Here is a 16868-nt window from a genome sequence, read left to right as displayed (position 1 = left end):
GATAGAGATGATGGAAAGATAGAGAGCCGCGAATAGTAGTGCCAAATTTCGGATTAGGATATAAGTGCTTATGGAAATGAGGGTGTAACGGATGAGTATTCGGGAAAATCGAACTGAACGACGATGTGCGATAGTAGCGGGCAGCTCTGGTGCTGTTGGCCGTCATGTGCTTGATCGGCTGTTACAGGCTCCCGAATATGAGCGGGTGATCAGTCTGGTACGTCGCCCCTCGGGGATTGCTGATCCCAAGTTGGACGAACGGATTGTTGATTTCGACAATCTTGATCTGGGCACGTTACCCGAGCCTCAAGCGACAGATGTTTTCTGTTGTCTGGGAACCACGCGCAAGAAGGCAGGCTCAGCGGAAGCGTTTCGCAAGGTTGATTTTGATTATGTGCTGAATCTGGGCCTACTGGCCAAGGATGCCCAAGTTGAACGCTTTGCCGTTATCAGCTCGATTGGTGCGGGCTCCGGCAAAAATAAAGGGCTTTATCTGCGTACCAAAGCCGAGATGGAGCAGGCTCTTAAAGCATTGCAGTTGCCTTCTCTGATCATTGTGCGACCCAGCCTTCTGGTGGGAGAGCGTAATGAGTTTCGCCTGGGGGAGCATCTGGCTCAGCTGCCGTTGAAGCTGCTGTCTTTTATTCCCGGTTTTGGGAATTACCGCCCGATTCGCACAGCCCAAGTAGCCAGTGCTATGGTGACACTGGCCTTAGGCTCCGGTGAAGGCGTGCATATTTATGAAAGCCGCGCGCTTCAGAACGACAGTGAACGTTTACCTTTGGAGAGGTAGAGCATCAGCAACAGCCCTGTCAGTGCAATCAGGCTCATAATCAGGAATGTTGTTTCCAGACCGACAGTGGCGCTGCACCATCCCGCCAGCAGGTAAGTGATAAACCAGCAGGCGTGAGACAGGGAAAACTGGGCGGCAAACAGGGCGTTACGGTTCTCATCATTGGCTGCACGGGTAATAAGCAGGCCGGATGGGGTTTGAATCATGGCGAGGCCTGCACCCAGAGTGAACCAGAGTGCAGCAAAGGCGATCCAATCTGGCAATGTGGTAGCCAGTAACAGGGTAGCCGTGATCAAGCCTGCGCCGGTGAACAACAGTGGTTGAATGGTATGGGTCTTCAGCCAGTTGGGTAGCAGTAACGCAACAGCCATGGAACCGGAGCCCATCACCGCCATGGCCAGAGCGGTCTCTTCATTACCACCGCCCAGCTGTTCCTGCACATAAACAACCGTGTTCACTATCGCCATGGCGCTTGCGCTGGCTACTGCGAGATAGCCAGCGAGCAGTATACGCAGCTCTGGTGTTTTCAAATAAGTGCTGACGCCTGTGGTTAAGCCCCGGTGGAAGCGGGATTGACCGTTGCCGGGGGATTTTGAGACAACGGCTGGTGAGCAGCAAAGAATCAGTGCGGCAGAGATAATAAAGGTAAAGGCATCCGCAACAAACAGGCTGGTGGACGACATTACAGTCAGCAAAATTGCCGCCAGAGATGGGCTGAGGAGTTGTTCAAGATCGTAGGCCAACCGACTGTTAGACAGTGCCCGGGTATATTGATCCTTGTCTGGTAGTACTCTTGGCAGTAGCGCCTGATAGACCGGAGTAAAGCCGGCCGAACAGGCATTGATCAGAAAGATCAGCAGATAAACCTGCCAGATCTCGGTCACAAAAGGTAGAAACAGCAACAGCCCGGCCCGGGCAAAATCCAGAAAAGAGAGCCATAGCCGTGGCGGCAGCTGTTGGGCAATATTGCTGAATACCGGCGCCAGAAACACATAGGCCAGAATTTTCAGAGCCAATGCTGTTCCCAGAACTTTACCGGCTTCATCACCGGCCAGGTTATAAGCCAGCAGAGCCAGAGCAATACTGCTGATGCCGGTTCCCGCCAGACTGGTCAGTTGGGCAAGGAACAGGTTGCGGTAATCACGGTTATTGATCAGGGCAGGGACAGTTGTGGTATTCATTATTGTCTGCCTTCTATCAACGATGCCTGATGGGCCTGATTGGATAGCTCTGGAAACAGCTCGGCAGCCACGCAAAGCACAGTTTCGTTATCGCCGATATACGGTTCGGGTTTGGTTTTATCGGCCAGCATATATTGATAGCTCTCCCGACCCTTGCCACACACCAGCAGAACATCACCGTCGTTGAGTTCTGCCATAGCTTCACGGATAGCCTGCTGACGATCTAAAACAATATGGCAGCGTTGTTTATCGGCACGGGCCTGCATAGCCAGCGGTACGGCATCATGTGCAAGACCCAGCGGGTTGTGACAGGTAAACCAGATTTTATCTGCCATGGCACTGCACAGGGCTCCGGTCTCCTCGGCATCCTGCAAACGTTCGCCGGTCAGGCCGGTAACCAGATGAATTAGTTTTCCTGTGGGCAGCAGGGCACGGGTCTGGTTCAGCAGACTCTCCAGACCATCACGGTTGTGTGCATAATCCACCAGAACCGTGGCCCCATTAGCAAGGGCGATGGTTTCGCAGCGTCCGGGTACCGGTTCAAGTTGTTTCAATACCTGAATGCCTGCGGAGATATTGCCGGTTTTGGCATAAAACCCAGCCAAAGCGGCAAGACTGTTTTCCAGGTTGTATAAGAATGGCAGTGGCGTGAAGGCTGGTTGAGTCAGAGATTCCTTCCCTTCGATTGCCGTGTGCAGTTCAAAGGCTGTTCCCGCGGCCCCCGGTAGGCTGCTCATGGCTTTTATATCAGCATTGGTGCATTCGGTGTGGCTGTAACTGATAACACGTGCACTCGCAGGGCAGCTTTTCAAAATGGTATCGGTGATCGGGTCATCATTATTGACAATCACCGTGCCGCCATCTTTCAGGCGATCAAGCAGAGTCAGCTTGGCCTGCACATACTCTTCGCGGCTGCCGTGGTAATCGAGGTGGTCTTCGCCGATATTGGTAAAGATCACACAGTCGAACTGCATCATTGCAACGCGGCCCTGATCCAGAGCATGGCTGCTGACTTCCATAACCTGACACTCGACTCCTGCTTCAACCATCTCATGCATCATGGTCAGCAAAATCAATGGATCGGGGGTGGTATTGGTCAGTGGGAATAGTTGGCGATCAAACAGACAGCCAAGGGTTCCGGTATAAGCAGCACTGGTCGTTTGGTTGAGCATCTGGGCCAGAATATAGGCAACGGTGGTTTTGCCATTGGTGCCAGTCACGCCAATGTTGTAGAGACGCTTTTGCGGAGTGTTGTACCAGGCACTGACCAGCTCGACGGTAGCAGCAAAGTTCTCAACAACAATCACCGGTACCGAGGCCTTGACCGGCCGCAGGGCAATAATGGCAATAGCGCCTTTGGTGACGGCTTCGTGAATATGCTGGTGGCCATCCTGAGTCAGTCCTTCCTTACAGACAAACACATGACCGGGCTGCACAGCGCGGCTGTCAGTCTGAAAGCCGGAAACCGGCAGAGCCTTGAGTTGTTCAAGAGCAGAGCGAAGAGATTCAGGACAGACAAAGTCGTGCATGGCGCACTCGCAAAAAGAAAAAAGACTGTCGCCTAGTTTACGATTTGCCTTTGTATTGGTGAAATCGAATATTTTGTTATTTATTATTGATTCAATCGATAGATGCAGGTGAAGTGATATCTTCACTCAGGACTGGAAATGGCGGAATTTAACTGGCGCTCTGTGGATCTGAACCTGCTGCGCACATTTGATGCCCTGATGACCTGCCGCAGTGTCTCCCGTGCGGCGGCACAGTTGCATATTGGCCAGTCGGCCATGAGTTATAACCTCGGGCGTCTTCGGCAGTTATTGAATGATCCTCTGTTTGAACGACAGGGGCATGAGATGGTGCCCACCCGGCGGGCAGAGGAACTGTCCGATAAAGTACGTCTGGTTCTGACTATTGTGCGGGATGAAATCATTACTACCGGACTGTTTGATCCCCTTGCCAGCAAGGAGCGCATTGTTATCGGGCTGAATGATTATTCGGAAATGGTCTTCGGTCCGGCGCTGCTTGATCGACTGTTTCACGATGCTCCTCAGGCCCCGGTTATCTTTCGGGCGATTGATGACGGCAACTGCCAACAGGCGGTGGAGTCGGGGGAAGTGGATCTTGCTATTGGTACCTTTGAAACACTTGGAGACAGCCTCTCCCGTGCAGTGCTTTACCGGGAAAAGCATGTCTGCCTGTTTGATAATGAAGTGCTGAATCTTTCCCTTCCTATTTCGCTGGAAGATTATATTGCCACGCCTCAAGCGATGATTACCGCCGGTGGTGAACTGCGCAGCCGGGTGGATAAGGCGTTGGCCGATCTTGGTTGTCAGCGCCGGGTGGTATTGGGTTCCAGTCGTTTTCTGTCGGTACGAAATTTGTTGTCCGGCCGGCGTCTGATTTGTGTGATGGCGGAGATGGTCGGGCGAGCATCTCTCTTTGAAGACCAGCTCACACTCTGCGAGCCTCCAGTACCGGTTTCGGATTTTGATATCGAGATGGTGGTGCGGCACAGGGATAAAGATCACCCGCGCCTGCAGTGGCTGATGGCGGTGATTGAAGACGTCATTTGTACTCACCTTGCCGTGTTGCGTGGTGAGAGTGAGACGATAGAGCAGGTTGCATTGACCGAATAAAAACGGTCAAATGAAAAAATGACTAATAAATAAAATGATTCAAATGCTGGTAAGGGTTTCTGCTTTCTGTCTGTTTTTGATGCTGCTTATGGGCGGTCTGACAGGCTCGATTGTGGTCGCGACTGCCAGCGATACCAGCTTTCACGGCTTCTCTGTTCTCGAACCCTCTCAACAGTCTTCCCATGAAGCTCTTTATGGTCACAGCCATGATATGACCCATGGTCACGATGCTGGTAATCATCTCCACGAAAGCCCCGATCGATTACCGGTCACATCTCTGGCGTTGATGAGCATGGTGAATACTCCCCCTGCTCTGCTGTCGGTAACGTTTCGCATTAAACGTAACTATCGCTTGTTGCGCCCCCCCATTTCTCTGTTTGCGTGAATTCTTTCGGTGGTGAAACCACCGCTTGTTCATTCTACAAACGGAGTCTTTATGTCGTTTATATCCTGGGGCAGACATACGTCTGTGCCCGATAAATCGTTATTTTTCCTGCTCTGCATGGCGGTGCTGATGTTGTTCAGCCCTGAAGGCTTTGCCCATGCTGTCGCCGAAGGGGACAAGGGTTATATTCAGGAGATCAGTGGTGTTCATCTGATCGCCTTCACCTATCTGGGTGCCAAACATATGGTGACCGGATATGACCATATTCTGTTTCTGTTCGGGGTTATTTTCTTTCTGTACAAGCTGAGGCATGTAGCTGTCTATGTAAGCCTGTTTGCCATTGGCCACTCCACCACGTTGTTGTTGGGTGTGTTTTTCAATATCGGCATTAACAGTTACATCATTGATGCCATTATCGGCCTCTCTGTCGTCTACAAGGCTTTGGATAATCTGGGTGCTTTCCAGCGCTGGTTTGGATTTCAGCCGAATACCAAGTGGGCCACACTGATCTTTGGTTTCTGCCATGGTTTTGGTTTGTCGACCAAGATTATCGAATACGACATCTCCCCTGATGGTCTGGTGCCGAATCTTCTGGCTTTCAACGTGGGTGTTGAGATCGGCCAGTTGCTGGCATTAGGAGGAATTCTGATTTTGATGGGCTACTGGCGACGCTTGCCAGGTTTCTGGACTCACGCCTATACCGCCAATGTGGCGATGATGAGTGCTGGCTTTATGTTGATCGGCTTTCAGCTGACGGGTCTGTTTGTCAATTAAAGACCCGCTTCCTAAAAGCAGCCCGATAAGAACAAAGATTAAGGATAAAAATTATGTACAACGCAGATAAACCCACCCGGGATGAACTCCCGTCTTCACTGCAACTGCTGCGCTCAACAGTGATCGCCTTAGTCGTTGCGATTGTGGTTCTGGTCACAGTGATTCTGCCATCCGAATACGCTATTGATCCAACCGGTGCCGGACGTATTCTTGGTCTGACCGAGATGGGAGAGATCAAAGAGCAGCTGGCGGAAGAGGCTGCGGCAGATCGCGCTGCCACTCAGCAGGTTCAAAAAGAAGTCAGTGCCCCAGCAAAGCCTGAACAGGTTGCGGAAGTTGTTTCTGCTCCGGCGGTTATAGAGCCACCTAAAGTAATAACCGTTGTCGAACCGGCTGTTGTCTGGCGTGATGAGGTCCGTATTCCACTAACACCAGGGCAGGGAGCTGAGATTAAGCTGGTGATGAAAGAAGGTGAAGTGGCGACCTTTACCTGGAATGCTATTGGCGGGCCGGTTAATTACGATACCCACGGTGATGGTAGCGGTCGTTCCATTTCCTATGAGAAGGGTCGTGGCGTGCCACAGGATGAAGGTGAGCTGGAGGCAGCCTTTAAAGGGAACCATGGCTGGTTCTTCCGTAACCGCAACAAACAGGATGTCACTGTCGTCTTGAAGACAGGTGGTGAGTACAGTGCTATGAAGCGTGTACTGTAAGCACGTGTTCTATAAAGGAGCGGGTATCTCATGATGCCCGCTCCTGTGCTGGATTACCTACGATTGCTTGGCTGGTAACTCATCAATGAGACATCTTCGCCGTGATAGCTTTCCCGGTTTCGCAGCGTCCAGCCCAGCCGTTCATAAAAGGTTTGCTGGTCCGGGGTGAACAGAAACATTTCATCAATATTCTTTGCTTTGGCAAAGTCCATAATTGCTTTGGCAATCAACTGGCCTAGTCCACGGCCCCGATGATCTTCCCGAATGAAAACATTGGCCAGCCAAGGACTTAGTTCCGGATGGCTGTCCATATCGTCTTCAATCAGGCTGGCTGAACCGATAATTTCACCTTGCTCATAAACAACCAGAGTTGTTGGCAGGGTTTCTTCACTTAGGCCTCTGGCCAGATCGTTAGTAAAGCTGGCCAGTGTTTCCTTCGGGTAGAGATGAGCCCACTCGTCGTAGTGCCACTCAGCCAGAGCTGGCAGCGCTTCCGGGCAGGCGTTAAGGTTGCGAATCTCCATCTTAACGAGCCTCAGCGCTGGCCAACTTTCGGGCCATTCGGCCACCGAGAACATTCACCAGAGCGCCAATAATAATCAGCGCACCACCAAGAACCGTGGTGATCAAAGGAATCTCATCAAAGAACACCCAACCCAGTGCGGCAGAGAAAATCACCTGCACGTAGGAGTAGGCGGTGGCGATAGCTGCATCATCACACTTCATTGCTTTGGTCAGACCAATCTGGCCAATCTGGGTAAACACACCCAGCATCAGCAGCAGGAAAGCTGGCCAAAGATCGGGCATCACAAAGTCGTCACCGAGAAGAATCAGCGACATAGGCAGGGCAACCAGCGGGAAGTAGAAGATGATAACCGAGCCATCCTCATTCTTCTGAGCCAGACAGCGCACTATGACATAGGCGACAGCACTGCCAAAGGCACCAAACAGCGCGGTTCCCAGAGCTATTGGCGAGAAGTTGGCGACAATATCCGGATCAATTGTTGGCATAACCACCACGCCCAAACCTGTCAGGCTGATGACAATGGCAAGAATCGTGGTGGAGCGAACCTTCTCTTTGAGGAAGATAAGCGCCAGAACAGCAGTAAACACCGGATGCAGATATTGAATAACTGTCGCTTCCGCCAGCGGCATCACAGTGACTGTGTAATAAATGGCCATCATGGCCAAGGTACCGGCGACACCACGTCCAATCAGCAGGGATTTATGGGTACCCCAGATAGAGATCTTTTTGCGGCGCACATCAATATAGCTAAGCACCAGAGAGACCAGCGCCCGCGCGGCCACAATCTCCATGACCGGAATGTTGTAAACACTGACTGCCTTAACGCAGGCGGTCATCAGGGCAAAGCCCAGGGCCGACAAGGCCATATAGCGCAGCCCGGGGGGCAGCAACAGGAAAACATTGAGAGGCATCTGGTACGACGACGCTGGTTATCATTGGTATTAAGGAATCGTCGTACAGTGCCACGGTTGCCGGTCAGCAACAATAGTGGAAAGGTGTTGTTGCTAAAGCCGCAGCCGTTGAATAACAACGGCTGCGGCGGTGTGGGCGTGGTGAAACAGTTAAACGGTCAGGTAACCGCCATCGACATTAATACAGGCTCCGGTGGTGTAGCTGGAGGCCTCGGATACCAGATACAGCACTGTACCGGCCATTTCATCCGGGTCCGCGCTGCGGTTCATCGGGATATGGGTAAGCGCCTGCTTCATAATGGCCGGGTTGCCGGTGAGCGCAGAGGCAAATTTGGTCTCGGTCAGGCCGGGCAGAAGAGCATTCACGCGAATATTCAGACCAGCACACTCCTTGGCAAAGGCTTTGGTCATGGAGATAACCGCAGCTTTGGTCACAGAGTAGATGCCCTGCATATGACCGGGAACTACGCCATTGACCGAAGCCACATTGACGATCGCACCACCGCCCTGCTTGCGCATAATCTTGCCGGCTTCGGCACTCATAAAGAAGTAACCACGGATATTTACGTCAACGGTCTTCTGGTAGGCTCCGAGGTCAGTATCCAGAATATGGCCGAAGTAAGGGTTGGCTGCGGCATTGTTGACCAGAATATCCAGACGACCATGTTTTTCTTTAATCGTCGTAAACAGATTGCTGATCTGTTCCATATCACCAACATGGCAGGGCAGGGCTTCTGCTGAACCGCCATTGTCGCGAATGGCGCTGCATACTGCTTCACAACCATCCAATTTGCGGCTGGAGACAATAACGTGGGCGCCACGATCGGCCAGCAGGCGGGCAATGGATTCACCAATGCCCCGGCTGGCGCCAGTGACCAGTGCGATTTTTCCGGTGAGATCAAACAGATCTTTGGTGGTATTCTCAGACATGATTCTTCTCTTTGTTATTGTGATATCTGGTTTAAATTCGGGTCAGTAGTTTTTGTTCACCTTTCACTTCCAGGTGAGCATAACTGTTAAAGCTGTGCAGGCTAAGCTTGCCTCGGCGCACTTTGATCATCGTGATGGATGCGTTGTGTATCTGCTGGTTGAGATTGAATACTTCGTCATCCGGAATATTCAACAGCTGCAGCATAATGGCAGAGATCGCTCCGCCGGAGCTGACCAGTACTGCTGAATCATGCTCACCCAGTTTGCTGGCCGTTTGTTGTATTGCATCCAGGGTTCTGATTTTGAACTGAGGCCAGGACTCTTGATATTCGCTGTCGTGCTCCCCGGACGTCCAGCGTGCGAGAGCGGTGCGATAAGCTTCAAAAAAGGCCAGTGCCGGGTTCGGCATTTTGGCAATGGCAGCATCCAGAGCTTTACGATCGGTATATTCCGGATTGGCGGTCAGAACCAGGTCATCTACATCCAGCTCATTGAGCCCGGGAAGCGTCAGATCTGGCACCTTGTCAGCATTGCCCATACCGGAATGTACACCAGTCAGGGTCTGCTGCTGTCGCAACAGCGTACCGCATCCCGCCAGTTTGAAGGTTTTGCCCAATGCGGCCAGCCACTCTCCGGTAATCAGGGCCTGACGTTCTCCCAGCGGGGAAAGACGGTCATAGTCATGCTGGCCAAAGGAGGCCTGACCGTGGCGGAGCAGATAGATAGTGGCCATTGTTCTCCTTCCTTATTTGTTGTCGTTGGTTGGCATTAATAATGCTCTTCAACCTTAGTCCTGATTTCGCTTGAGCAGGAAGCGTTTATATCTGCGACGATTTAATCAGGCGCAGGCAGCGCTGTTCCAGATAAGTAATCGCCATTGGGAACATAGCAAAGCGCTTATCCTGCGTCTGACCGTGATGGAAGCGATAGTAGATCTGCTGCATGATCACTGCCAGCCGGAACAGGCCATAGACTTCATAAAAATCAAAGGATTTCAGTTCAATATTATTTTCCTGACAGTACCACTCAACCACTTCCTTGCGGGTCAGCATGCCGGGAAGGTTGGTAGGCTGACGGCGGAACATCTGCATCGGTGGCTCATCGTCCGCTTCAATCCAGTAAGCCAGGCTGTTGCCCAGATCCATCAGAGGATCGCCCAGTGTGCACATCTCCCAGTCCAGTACCCCGATGACTTCCATGGGGTTATCCGGATTCAGCACCACATTATCAAAGCGGAAATCATTGTGGATCAGGCAGGTGCCGACATCATCTGGCTGCTTGCTGTCCAGCCAGGACATCACGGCTTCAAAATCCGGGACATTCTCGGTTTTGGATTTACGGAAGCGGCCACTCCATCCTTCAATCTGGCGGCGAACATAACCCGAACCTTTGCCCAGCTCGGTGAGACCGGCCTGATTGATATCGATATTGTGCAGCTCGCTGAACTTCCTCAGGACATTCATGCACAACTCAAGACCTTTCTGCTCACTTAGAGTCATGCCCTTGGGCAGGTTTGTGCGCGGGATAATGCCGTTCAGACGTTCCATCAGATAGAAATCACAGCCGAGCACATTCTGGTCTTCACAGAAGGCGATCATTTTAGGAACCGGGTAATGATCCTGCAGCGCGGACATCACCCGATACTCACGGCTCATGTCGTGAGCTGAGGCCGCTTTCACGCCAAACGGAGGGCGTCGTAAAATCCACTCATCAGAACCCTTGCTGACCAGGTAGGTCAGATTGGAAGCTCCACCGGGAAACTGGCGTACATGAAGTTCGCCTTTGGCTTCAGGAAGCTGCTGCTGGATATAGGCGTCCAGTGCTGCCAGATCCAGTTCTTCTCCGGAGCGCACGTCTCCGGGTTGATCAACCAGTGTCTTATTCTCGGCACTCATAGCTTCACTCCCTGCTTCTGCAGATTCTTTTTATATCCCTTGTCGATCATGAACTTGAAAAGGGAAGGAAGATAGCGCTTCAGACGCCAAAGCATCCGGCCTTCCTTATGGGTGAGAACATAGAAGGTTTTGTTCTGCACAGCCTTATACGTATCTTCGGCAACATCCTCGGCCGTCACGCTGGAGCTGGCCAGCAGTTTGTCGACCACGCGTTGCATATGTGGGTCGCCACTCTTGAGGGATTCTCCCAGATTGGTCTGGAAAAAAGCAGGGCAGACGACAGAGGTATGGATGCCAAAGGGAGCCAGTTCATAACGCAGGGTTTCCGACAAACCGACAACTGCCGTTTTGGTTGCGTTATAGCTGGACATCATCGGGGCATTCACGATGCCGGCCAGGGAGGCAATGTTGACGATATGACCGGACTTCTGTTCTTTAAACAGAGGCGTAATCGCCCGGCAGCCTCGCACAACACCCATCAGGTTAATATCAACGACAGTATCCCACTCATCCCGGGTAGAGGTTTCGATACGTCCACCGGAGGCGATACCTGCATTGTTGACGATAACGTCAATATGACCCCAGCGCTCTTTGGCGCTTTCGACCAGAGCATCAACCTCTTCCCAGCTGCGCACATTGCAGGGCTGGTAGTAAGCTTCAACACCCATATCACTCAGTGCAGCAATGGTTTCATCGCCCCGCTGCTGATTGATATCGGCAACACAGACGGCATAGCCGGCTTTACCAAAGCGCTCGCAGATCGCGCGGCCAAGGCCGCTGGCACCACCGGTGACAATTATTGTTTTTTTAGTCGTCATGGCTTAACCCTTCTTCTGAGCCAGATGGCGATATTTCATCAGCTCAAACTTGGCGATCAGACCACGGTGAACTTCATCCGGACCATCGGCGAGGCGAAGAACCCGGGCCATAGCGAGCATGCGGGTCAGCGGGAAATCATCGGATAAACCACCACCGCCGTGAATCTGAATAGCCGCATCAATAATCTGTTGAGCCACGTTAGGAGCCACAACCTTGATTTGGGATACCTCACTCATGGCACCCATAATGCCTTTGGTATCCATCAGCCAGGCGGCTTTCAAGGTTAGCAGGCGGGCCTGTTCAATACCGATACGGGCATTGGCGATAACATCCGGGTTACCGTTCAGCTTCACCAGAGGCTTACCAAAGGCAGTGCGAGTCATGCCGCGTTCGCACAGCAGTTTCAGGGCTTTCTCTGCAGAACCGATCAGACGCATACAGTGATGAATACGGCCAGGGCCCAAACGCCCCTGGGCAATCTCGAAGCCACGCCCCGGACCACCGATAAAGGCAGACAATGGTAGACGAACATCCGTAAACGACACTTCACCATGGCCGAATGGCGCATCATAGTCGCCCATCACGCTCAGCATCCGTTCAATCTTGATGCCTGGAGTATCCAGAGGCACCAACACCATGGCATGGCGGTGATGGCGATCGGCGTCAGGATTGGAAATGCCCATAAAGATAGCGAACTTGCAGTTTGGATGGCCGATACCACTGCTCCACCACTTGCGGCCATTCAGAACAATTTCATCACCCTCAACAATGCAGGTGGCTTCCATGTTGGTGGCATCACTGGAAGCGACATCCGGCTCGGTCATACAGAAAGCAGAGCGAATCTCACCGGCCAGCAATGGCTTCAGCCACTGCTCTTTCTGTTCTTCACTGCCGTATTTCCAAAGAACTTCCGAGTTGCCGGTATCCGGTGCATTGCAGTTAAATACTTCCGGGGCCATCAGACTCCAGCCGTTGGCTTCGGCGATAGGAGCGTATTCTGCGTTCGTCAGACCTGCACCCCATTCCTCGCAGGGAAGAAACATATTCCATAAGCCTTCACTGCGAGCCTGAGCCTTCAGCTCCTCAACAATCGCGGGCTGCTGCCAGTCGTTATGATCTGCAGATGTGGAGAGAGCCTGATAGTACTGCTCCTCAGCTGGCAGTACCTTGTCGTTCATAAAGGCCTGGGTGCGCTGGAGATAGTCCCGGGCTTTGGCGGAATGGGAGAAATCCATAGTTCTGGTCTCTTCTTGTTATGCAGTATTGCCTGACATGCTCCTTCAGATAATAATCTGAATCCAATGAATAGTTTTGATTTCTAATTATAAATAATATGCATGTATCAAGGCTGGATCTGAATCTGCTGCGGGTGCTGGAAGCTATTGCGGTTTCAGGCTCGTTAACGCAAGCCTCCAAAGAATTGAATTTAACCCAGCCGGCGGTCAGTCATGCCCTTGGCCGGTTAAGGGAGCAACTGGGTGATCCGTTGTTTATCCGGGCCGGTCGGGGATTGCAGCCAACACCCTACACCCGTGAACGTTTACCTGAACTTCGTCGGTTACTCAGCGAGTTGGATAAAACCCTGGGAGGGCGGGAGTCTTTTGATCCGGCATCCAGTCAGCAGACCTTTCGATTGGCGATGCATGAGGCGATGGAGTCTACCCTGCTGCCAGCACTGATGGCCTCACTTCAGCAGCAGGCGCCGGAGGTGATTATCCAGAGCGTTAAGCTGGAACGGCGTTTGATTGAAAAAGAGCTGCAGGCCGGACAGATTGATCTGGCTGTGGATGTTTTGCTGCCTGTGGGAGAACTGACTCACTATACGTTGCTGGATCATGCACCAATGGTGGTGGTTGCACGTAAGAACCATCCTCGTCTCGATGGGGAGGTTAGCATGGCAGGTTATCTTCGGGAGAAGCATGTGTTGATCTCCTCCCGAAGGGAAGGGCTGGGCTATGAGGATCAGTTTCTGGCCAGTCAGGAGATGCGCAGGACGATTGCTTTGCGAGCGAGGGATTACAAAGCGGGCTGTCTGGTGGTGGCGGCCTCTGATCTTTTGCTGACACTCCCGTTAAATTATGCACAACAGCTTTCGTCTGATCTGGAACTGCAGGTGTTGGCACCACCATTCCCTGTTCCTGAGGTGAGTTCCTATCTGTATTGGCATAGCAGCAATGGGCAGGCCCCGGCATTGCAGTGGCTGAGGCATCATATTCAGGCGCTGTCGGTATCTTTGTTGTAAAAATTTATTTCTGCCAATTGCGTTGGATAAGGGATTTCAAGTAATAGTAAAAAAGGCTTACGCACAAAAAAACAAAATCAGAACAAGAAAACAGGTCACCCATGTCCGATATTTTGATAGCCCGTCGCGAGCTGGCCTTCCAGTTGTATGAGATGCAAAACGTGGAGTCGCTGTGTGATAGAGAGCGATTTGCAGAGCATTCCCGGGAAACCTTTGATTCTGTTATTGATATCGCTGAACAGATAGCCCGTGACAAGCTGGTGGAACATAACCGTCTGGCTGATGAGCAGGAACCGCAGTTCGATGGCGAGCGGGTTTCTATGCGTGATGAAGTGAAGGTGGCCTTTGATACGATTGCTGAAGCGGGCTTTCTGGCCGGTCGCGATGATTACGACGACGGTGGTATGCAGCTGCCGGAAACCGTAATGTCTGCCTGTATGAGTCTGTTTACCGCTGCTAATCCCTCGACATCCGGATACCCTTTTCTGACCATGGCGGCAGCCCGTCTGATTCGTAATTTTGCTTCAGAGAATCTACGCCAGCAGTTTTTCCCTCATATGCTGACAGGTCGATTTACTGGAACCATGGCGCTGACCGAGCCCCATGCCGGTTCTTCCCTTGCCGATATTCGCACCAAAGCCGTTCCAGCAGAAGACGGCAGCTATCGGATAAAAGGCAACAAGGTTTATATCTCTGCTGGCGACCATGAGCTGAGTGACAATATTGTTCATCTGGTGCTGGCGAAAATTGAAGGAGCGCCAGCCGGAGTTAAGGGGATATCCCTGTTTCTTGTCCCTAAGTTTTTGCTGGATGAGAACGGGAATCCAGCCACGCGAAATGATGTCGCGCTGGCCGGTTTATTCCACAAGTTGGGTTACCGTGGTACGACATCAACAGCGCTGAACTTCGGCGAAAAGGGTGAGTGTGTCGGCTATCTGATTGGTGAGCCCCACTATGGTCTGAAGTATATGTTCCAGATGATGAATGAGGCTCGTTTGGGTGTTGGTATGGGGGCGGCAGCAATTGGTTACCGTGGCTATCAGCACTCACTGGAGTATGCACGCGAACGTCCACAGGGACGTTTGGTGACAAACCCCTCGCCGGAATCAGAACCGGTTCCCATTATCGAACATGCCGATGTAAAACGTATGCTTTTGGCTCAGAAGGCGTATACGGAAGGTGCATTGGCTCTGTGCTTTTATGGTGCTCGTTTGATTGATGACAGTGACACCGGTGAGGGCAAGGTTAAAGAAGAAGCCCATCTGCTGCTTGATCTGCTGACGCCAATTCTCAAGGCCTGGCCTTCGGAGTATGGGCCTAAGGCTAACGATCTGGCGATACAGGTCTTTGGTGGGGCCGGTTATACCCGTGAGTATCCGGTTGAACAGTGCTGGCGGGATAATCGCCTGAATCCTATCCATGAAGGCACCAATGGCATTCAGTCACTCGATCTGCTGGGTCGTAAGCTCTGGCAACATAATGGACAGGGTTTGCAGCTTCTCCACAAAGAGATCAGTTCGACCATGGCCGGTGCTCATTCCGATTTTGCTGAATGGGTAAAGAAATTGGGGGATGTGATGGGCAGTATCGTTAAGGTCACAATGGGAATTGGCGGGAAGATTCAGAAGGCCCCGGAGCAGTCGCTGGCTAACAGTCATGCCTACCTGAACTTGTTAGGGCATACGGTGATCGCCTGGCAGTGGCTGAAGCAGGCCAATATTGCCAGAGCCATGATGGATGGCGACATCAGTGAGGAAGAGACGGCCTTTTATCAAGGCAAGATTCAGGCTGCGCAATACTTCTTTGTCTGGGAGCTTCCTTTGGTTGACCGGGATATTCAGGTGCTGATGAGTTTTGATCAGACGTGTCTGGATATGGAGAACAGCTGGTTCTGATATTGTCTGACGCTTGTGCCGGGTTTTGGTGAATGATTAGCTGGAACCTGGTGCGCTTGACTTAAATTCCTTTTTCTCAGAGAGTGCCCAGACATTGTAATCATAAGAATAAAAACTTTGAGATCTTGTTGTTTCTGATGTGGCGATAATTATGCGATTTATCATCATCCATCAGAATTCTCACTGCCTAGAACAATAATAAGGTGATGTATGGGCGCTTTTTATATCCAGAATGAATACTGGTTCTCTGTCTTCCAGTTGGTAACCGCCATGATCGGCATGGGTGCAACGCTAACCCCCAAAGACTTTCGTGAGATTCTTCTGGAGCCCAAAGCGGTGACCAGTGGTCTGGCGATTCAGCTGGTGCTGGTTCCGCTGATCACTTTCTTCTTTATTGCTGCATTTGGTCTTGTTGGTGGTGTGGCGTTTGGTTTGGCGATGATCGCGGCTATTCCGGGCGGTTCCACATCCAATATCTTTACCCACTTTGCCAAGGGGAACGTGGCTCTCTCGGTGGCGATTACCGCAATCACCACGCTGGCCTGTCTGGTCACAACACCCTTTATCCTGGGGCTGCTGATCAGTGCGGATATGCCGGCAGACTTTATAATGCCGACCGGACGGATTATGAAAGAGATTACTTTGAACCTGCTGTTACCTCTGTCTCTGGGTATGCTCTATTTGCGTTTCTTCCCGGGTACCGCAGAAGTCTTCTCCAAATGGTGTGTGCGGATTTCCATGTTCGGCCTGCTGATGATTATTGTCGGCGCAGCCAGTTCCGGGCGTCTGGATATTAAGGTCTTTGGTTTGACTAACGTCGCTTTGATGGCTCTGTTTATTCTGGTGATGGCATTGGCAAGCTGGCTGGTGTCCTGGGGCGTACTGAGGCTCTCTCAGCGTGATGCTATTGCGGTTGATATGGAAGTGGTTGTGCGCAATATCAACCTTGGTTTGATGGTTAAGGTGTTGCTGTTCCCCGCCGTTGAAGGGCAGCCCGATCCGGTCGGCGATATGATGCTGTTCACTCTGCTGTTGTACGGAGCCCTGCAGACTTTCGCAGCGATTGGTTTGGTGGGGCTGAAGCGTTATCAGCAGAAAGGGGTTTTAAAGGCCGCTTAATGAAAGTGCGCAGGCTGTGAACTCTCCAAGCCTGCGCATTAAGTCTAAG

17 protein-coding genes are annotated in these 16868 nt (G+C 51.8%); 8 read left to right on the top strand and 9 right to left on the bottom strand.

Annotated features, from left to right (window positions below):
* Positions 1-91 precede the first annotated feature (91 nt).
* Positions 92-793 carry an NAD(P)H-binding protein gene (locus tag EHSB41UT_RS07610; RefSeq protein WP_087108439.1) on the top strand — a complete coding sequence of 234 codons (702 nt, stop codon included), beginning with the start codon at positions 92-94 and terminating at the stop codon, positions 791-793.
* Here the strand turns inward: EHSB41UT_RS07610 and EHSB41UT_RS07605 are convergent.
* Together EHSB41UT_RS07605 and EHSB41UT_RS07600 are read right to left on the bottom strand one after the other, a co-directional pair.
* Entirely contained in the window at positions 757-1974 is a 1218-nt protein-coding gene (locus EHSB41UT_RS07605) for an MFS transporter (RefSeq protein WP_087108437.1), read from the bottom strand. The two genes, EHSB41UT_RS07610 and EHSB41UT_RS07605, sit on opposite strands and share 37 nt — an antisense overlap.
* Positions 1974-3503, bottom strand: a complete 1530-nt coding sequence (locus EHSB41UT_RS07600; RefSeq protein WP_087108435.1) for a Mur ligase family protein — start codon at positions 3501-3503, stop codon at positions 1974-1976. The genes EHSB41UT_RS07605 and EHSB41UT_RS07600 overlap by 1 nt, the downstream gene beginning before the upstream one ends.
* Before the next feature lie 138 nt (positions 3504-3641).
* Here EHSB41UT_RS07600 and EHSB41UT_RS07595 point away from each other — a divergent pair, with 138 nt between their 5' ends.
* From EHSB41UT_RS07595 to EHSB41UT_RS07580, 4 genes are all read left to right on the top strand, one after another.
* Positions 3642-4610 carry a LysR family transcriptional regulator gene (locus EHSB41UT_RS07595; protein WP_087108433.1) on the top strand — a complete coding sequence of 323 codons (969 nt, stop codon included), beginning with the start codon at positions 3642-3644 and terminating at the stop codon, positions 4608-4610.
* A gap of 43 nt (positions 4611-4653) precedes the next feature.
* The gene (locus EHSB41UT_RS07590; RefSeq protein ID WP_133060432.1) at positions 4654-4995 is read left to right on the top strand and encodes a hypothetical protein; all 342 of its coding nucleotides are present in this window, start codon (positions 4654-4656) and stop codon (positions 4993-4995) included.
* Positions 4996-5112: 117 nt separating this feature from the next.
* Positions 5113-5769, top strand: a complete 657-nt coding sequence (locus tag EHSB41UT_RS07585; protein WP_462938297.1) for a HupE/UreJ family protein — start codon at positions 5113-5115, stop codon at positions 5767-5769.
* 53 nt (positions 5770-5822) lie between these two features.
* A complete protein-coding gene (locus EHSB41UT_RS07580) occupies positions 5823-6482 on the top strand; it encodes a transmembrane anchor protein (RefSeq protein ID WP_087108428.1) in 660 nt (219 codons plus the stop codon).
* A gap of 53 nt (positions 6483-6535) precedes the next feature.
* Here the strand turns inward: EHSB41UT_RS07580 and EHSB41UT_RS07575 are convergent, their stop codons facing one another.
* The 7 genes from EHSB41UT_RS07575 to EHSB41UT_RS07545 form a co-directional block, all read right to left on the bottom strand.
* A complete protein-coding gene (locus EHSB41UT_RS07575; RefSeq protein WP_165767183.1) occupies positions 6536-7006 on the bottom strand; it encodes a GNAT family N-acetyltransferase in 471 nt (156 codons plus the stop codon).
* A 1-nt stretch (position 7007) separates the two neighbouring features.
* Positions 7008-7919 carry a DMT family transporter gene (locus tag EHSB41UT_RS07570; protein ID WP_087108425.1) on the bottom strand — a complete coding sequence of 304 codons (912 nt, stop codon included), beginning with the start codon at positions 7917-7919 and terminating at the stop codon, positions 7008-7010.
* Positions 7920-8069: 150 nt separating this feature from the next.
* The gene (locus tag EHSB41UT_RS07565; protein ID WP_087108422.1) at positions 8070-8849 is read right to left on the bottom strand and encodes an SDR family oxidoreductase; all 780 of its coding nucleotides are present in this window, start codon (positions 8847-8849) and stop codon (positions 8070-8072) included.
* A 31-nt stretch (positions 8850-8880) separates the two neighbouring features.
* A complete protein-coding gene (locus EHSB41UT_RS07560; protein ID WP_087108420.1) occupies positions 8881-9582 on the bottom strand; it encodes a histidine phosphatase family protein in 702 nt (233 codons plus the stop codon).
* Between the two features lie 85 nt (positions 9583-9667).
* Positions 9668-10744 carry a phosphotransferase family protein gene (locus EHSB41UT_RS07555; protein WP_087108418.1) on the bottom strand — a complete coding sequence of 359 codons (1077 nt, stop codon included), beginning with the start codon at positions 10742-10744 and terminating at the stop codon, positions 9668-9670.
* Positions 10741-11562, bottom strand: a complete 822-nt coding sequence (locus tag EHSB41UT_RS07550) for an SDR family oxidoreductase (RefSeq protein ID WP_087108417.1) — start codon at positions 11560-11562, stop codon at positions 10741-10743. The genes EHSB41UT_RS07555 and EHSB41UT_RS07550 overlap by 4 nt, the downstream gene beginning before the upstream one ends.
* 3 nt (positions 11563-11565) lie before the next feature.
* Entirely contained in the window at positions 11566-12798 is a 1233-nt protein-coding gene (locus EHSB41UT_RS07545) for an acyl-CoA dehydrogenase family protein (protein ID WP_087108415.1), read from the bottom strand.
* A 98-nt stretch (positions 12799-12896) separates the two neighbouring features.
* Between EHSB41UT_RS07545 and EHSB41UT_RS07540 the strand changes: the two genes are divergently transcribed.
* The 3 genes from EHSB41UT_RS07540 to EHSB41UT_RS07530 all read left to right on the top strand — a co-directional run bounded on the left by EHSB41UT_RS07540 (position 12897) and on the right by EHSB41UT_RS07530 (position 16819).
* Positions 12897-13805, top strand: a complete 909-nt coding sequence (locus EHSB41UT_RS07540; protein ID WP_087108414.1) for a LysR family transcriptional regulator — start codon at positions 12897-12899, stop codon at positions 13803-13805.
* Between the two features lie 101 nt (positions 13806-13906).
* Positions 13907-15700 carry an acyl-CoA dehydrogenase gene (locus tag EHSB41UT_RS07535; protein WP_087108412.1) on the top strand — a complete coding sequence of 598 codons (1794 nt, stop codon included), beginning with the start codon at positions 13907-13909 and terminating at the stop codon, positions 15698-15700.
* Between the two features lie 210 nt (positions 15701-15910).
* The gene (locus EHSB41UT_RS07530) at positions 15911-16819 is read left to right on the top strand and encodes a bile acid:sodium symporter family protein (RefSeq protein ID WP_087108410.1); all 909 of its coding nucleotides are present in this window, start codon (positions 15911-15913) and stop codon (positions 16817-16819) included.
* Positions 16820-16868 lie beyond the last annotated feature (49 nt).

Origin of the sequence: Parendozoicomonas haliclonae (assembly GCF_900174585.1) — a bacterium.
Classification (GTDB): Bacteria; Pseudomonadota; Gammaproteobacteria; order Pseudomonadales; family Endozoicomonadaceae; genus Sansalvadorimonas; species Sansalvadorimonas haliclonae.
The sequence above is the reverse complement of the archived record's forward strand: the minus strand, read 5'-3'. Positions and strand labels throughout refer to the sequence as shown.

Excerpts from the sequence above, each read along its gene's own strand:
- EHSB41UT_RS07610 (WP_087108439.1), top strand. The coding sequence starts at position 92 with ATGAGTATTCGGGAAAATCGAACTGAACGACGATGTGCGATAGTAGCG.
- EHSB41UT_RS07605 (WP_087108437.1), bottom strand. The coding sequence starts at position 1,974 with ATGAATACCACAACTGTCCCTGCCCTGATCAATAACCGTGATTACCGC.
- EHSB41UT_RS07600 (WP_087108435.1), bottom strand. The coding sequence starts at position 3,503 with ATGCACGACTTTGTCTGTCCTGAATCTCTTCGCTCTGCTCTTGAACAA.
- EHSB41UT_RS07595 (WP_087108433.1), top strand. The coding sequence starts at position 3,642 with ATGGCGGAATTTAACTGGCGCTCTGTGGATCTGAACCTGCTGCGCACA.
- EHSB41UT_RS07590 (WP_133060432.1), top strand. The coding sequence starts at position 4,654 with ATGCTGGTAAGGGTTTCTGCTTTCTGTCTGTTTTTGATGCTGCTTATG.
- EHSB41UT_RS07585 (WP_462938297.1), top strand. The coding sequence starts at position 5,113 with ATGGCGGTGCTGATGTTGTTCAGCCCTGAAGGCTTTGCCCATGCTGTC.
- EHSB41UT_RS07580 (WP_087108428.1), top strand. The coding sequence starts at position 5,823 with ATGTACAACGCAGATAAACCCACCCGGGATGAACTCCCGTCTTCACTG.
- EHSB41UT_RS07575 (WP_165767183.1), bottom strand. The coding sequence starts at position 7,006 with ATGGAGATTCGCAACCTTAACGCCTGCCCGGAAGCGCTGCCAGCTCTG.
- EHSB41UT_RS07570 (WP_087108425.1), bottom strand. The coding sequence starts at position 7,919 with ATGCCTCTCAATGTTTTCCTGTTGCTGCCCCCCGGGCTGCGCTATATG.
- EHSB41UT_RS07565 (WP_087108422.1), bottom strand. The coding sequence starts at position 8,849 with ATGTCTGAGAATACCACCAAAGATCTGTTTGATCTCACCGGAAAAATC.
- EHSB41UT_RS07560 (WP_087108420.1), bottom strand. The coding sequence starts at position 9,582 with ATGGCCACTATCTATCTGCTCCGCCACGGTCAGGCCTCCTTTGGCCAG.
- EHSB41UT_RS07555 (WP_087108418.1), bottom strand. The coding sequence starts at position 10,744 with ATGAGTGCCGAGAATAAGACACTGGTTGATCAACCCGGAGACGTGCGC.
- EHSB41UT_RS07550 (WP_087108417.1), bottom strand. The coding sequence starts at position 11,562 with ATGACGACTAAAAAAACAATAATTGTCACCGGTGGTGCCAGCGGCCTT.
- EHSB41UT_RS07545 (WP_087108415.1), bottom strand. The coding sequence starts at position 12,798 with ATGGATTTCTCCCATTCCGCCAAAGCCCGGGACTATCTCCAGCGCACC.
- EHSB41UT_RS07540 (WP_087108414.1), top strand. The coding sequence starts at position 12,897 with ATGCATGTATCAAGGCTGGATCTGAATCTGCTGCGGGTGCTGGAAGCT.
- EHSB41UT_RS07535 (WP_087108412.1), top strand. The coding sequence starts at position 13,907 with ATGTCCGATATTTTGATAGCCCGTCGCGAGCTGGCCTTCCAGTTGTAT.
- EHSB41UT_RS07530 (WP_087108410.1), top strand. The coding sequence starts at position 15,911 with ATGGGCGCTTTTTATATCCAGAATGAATACTGGTTCTCTGTCTTCCAG.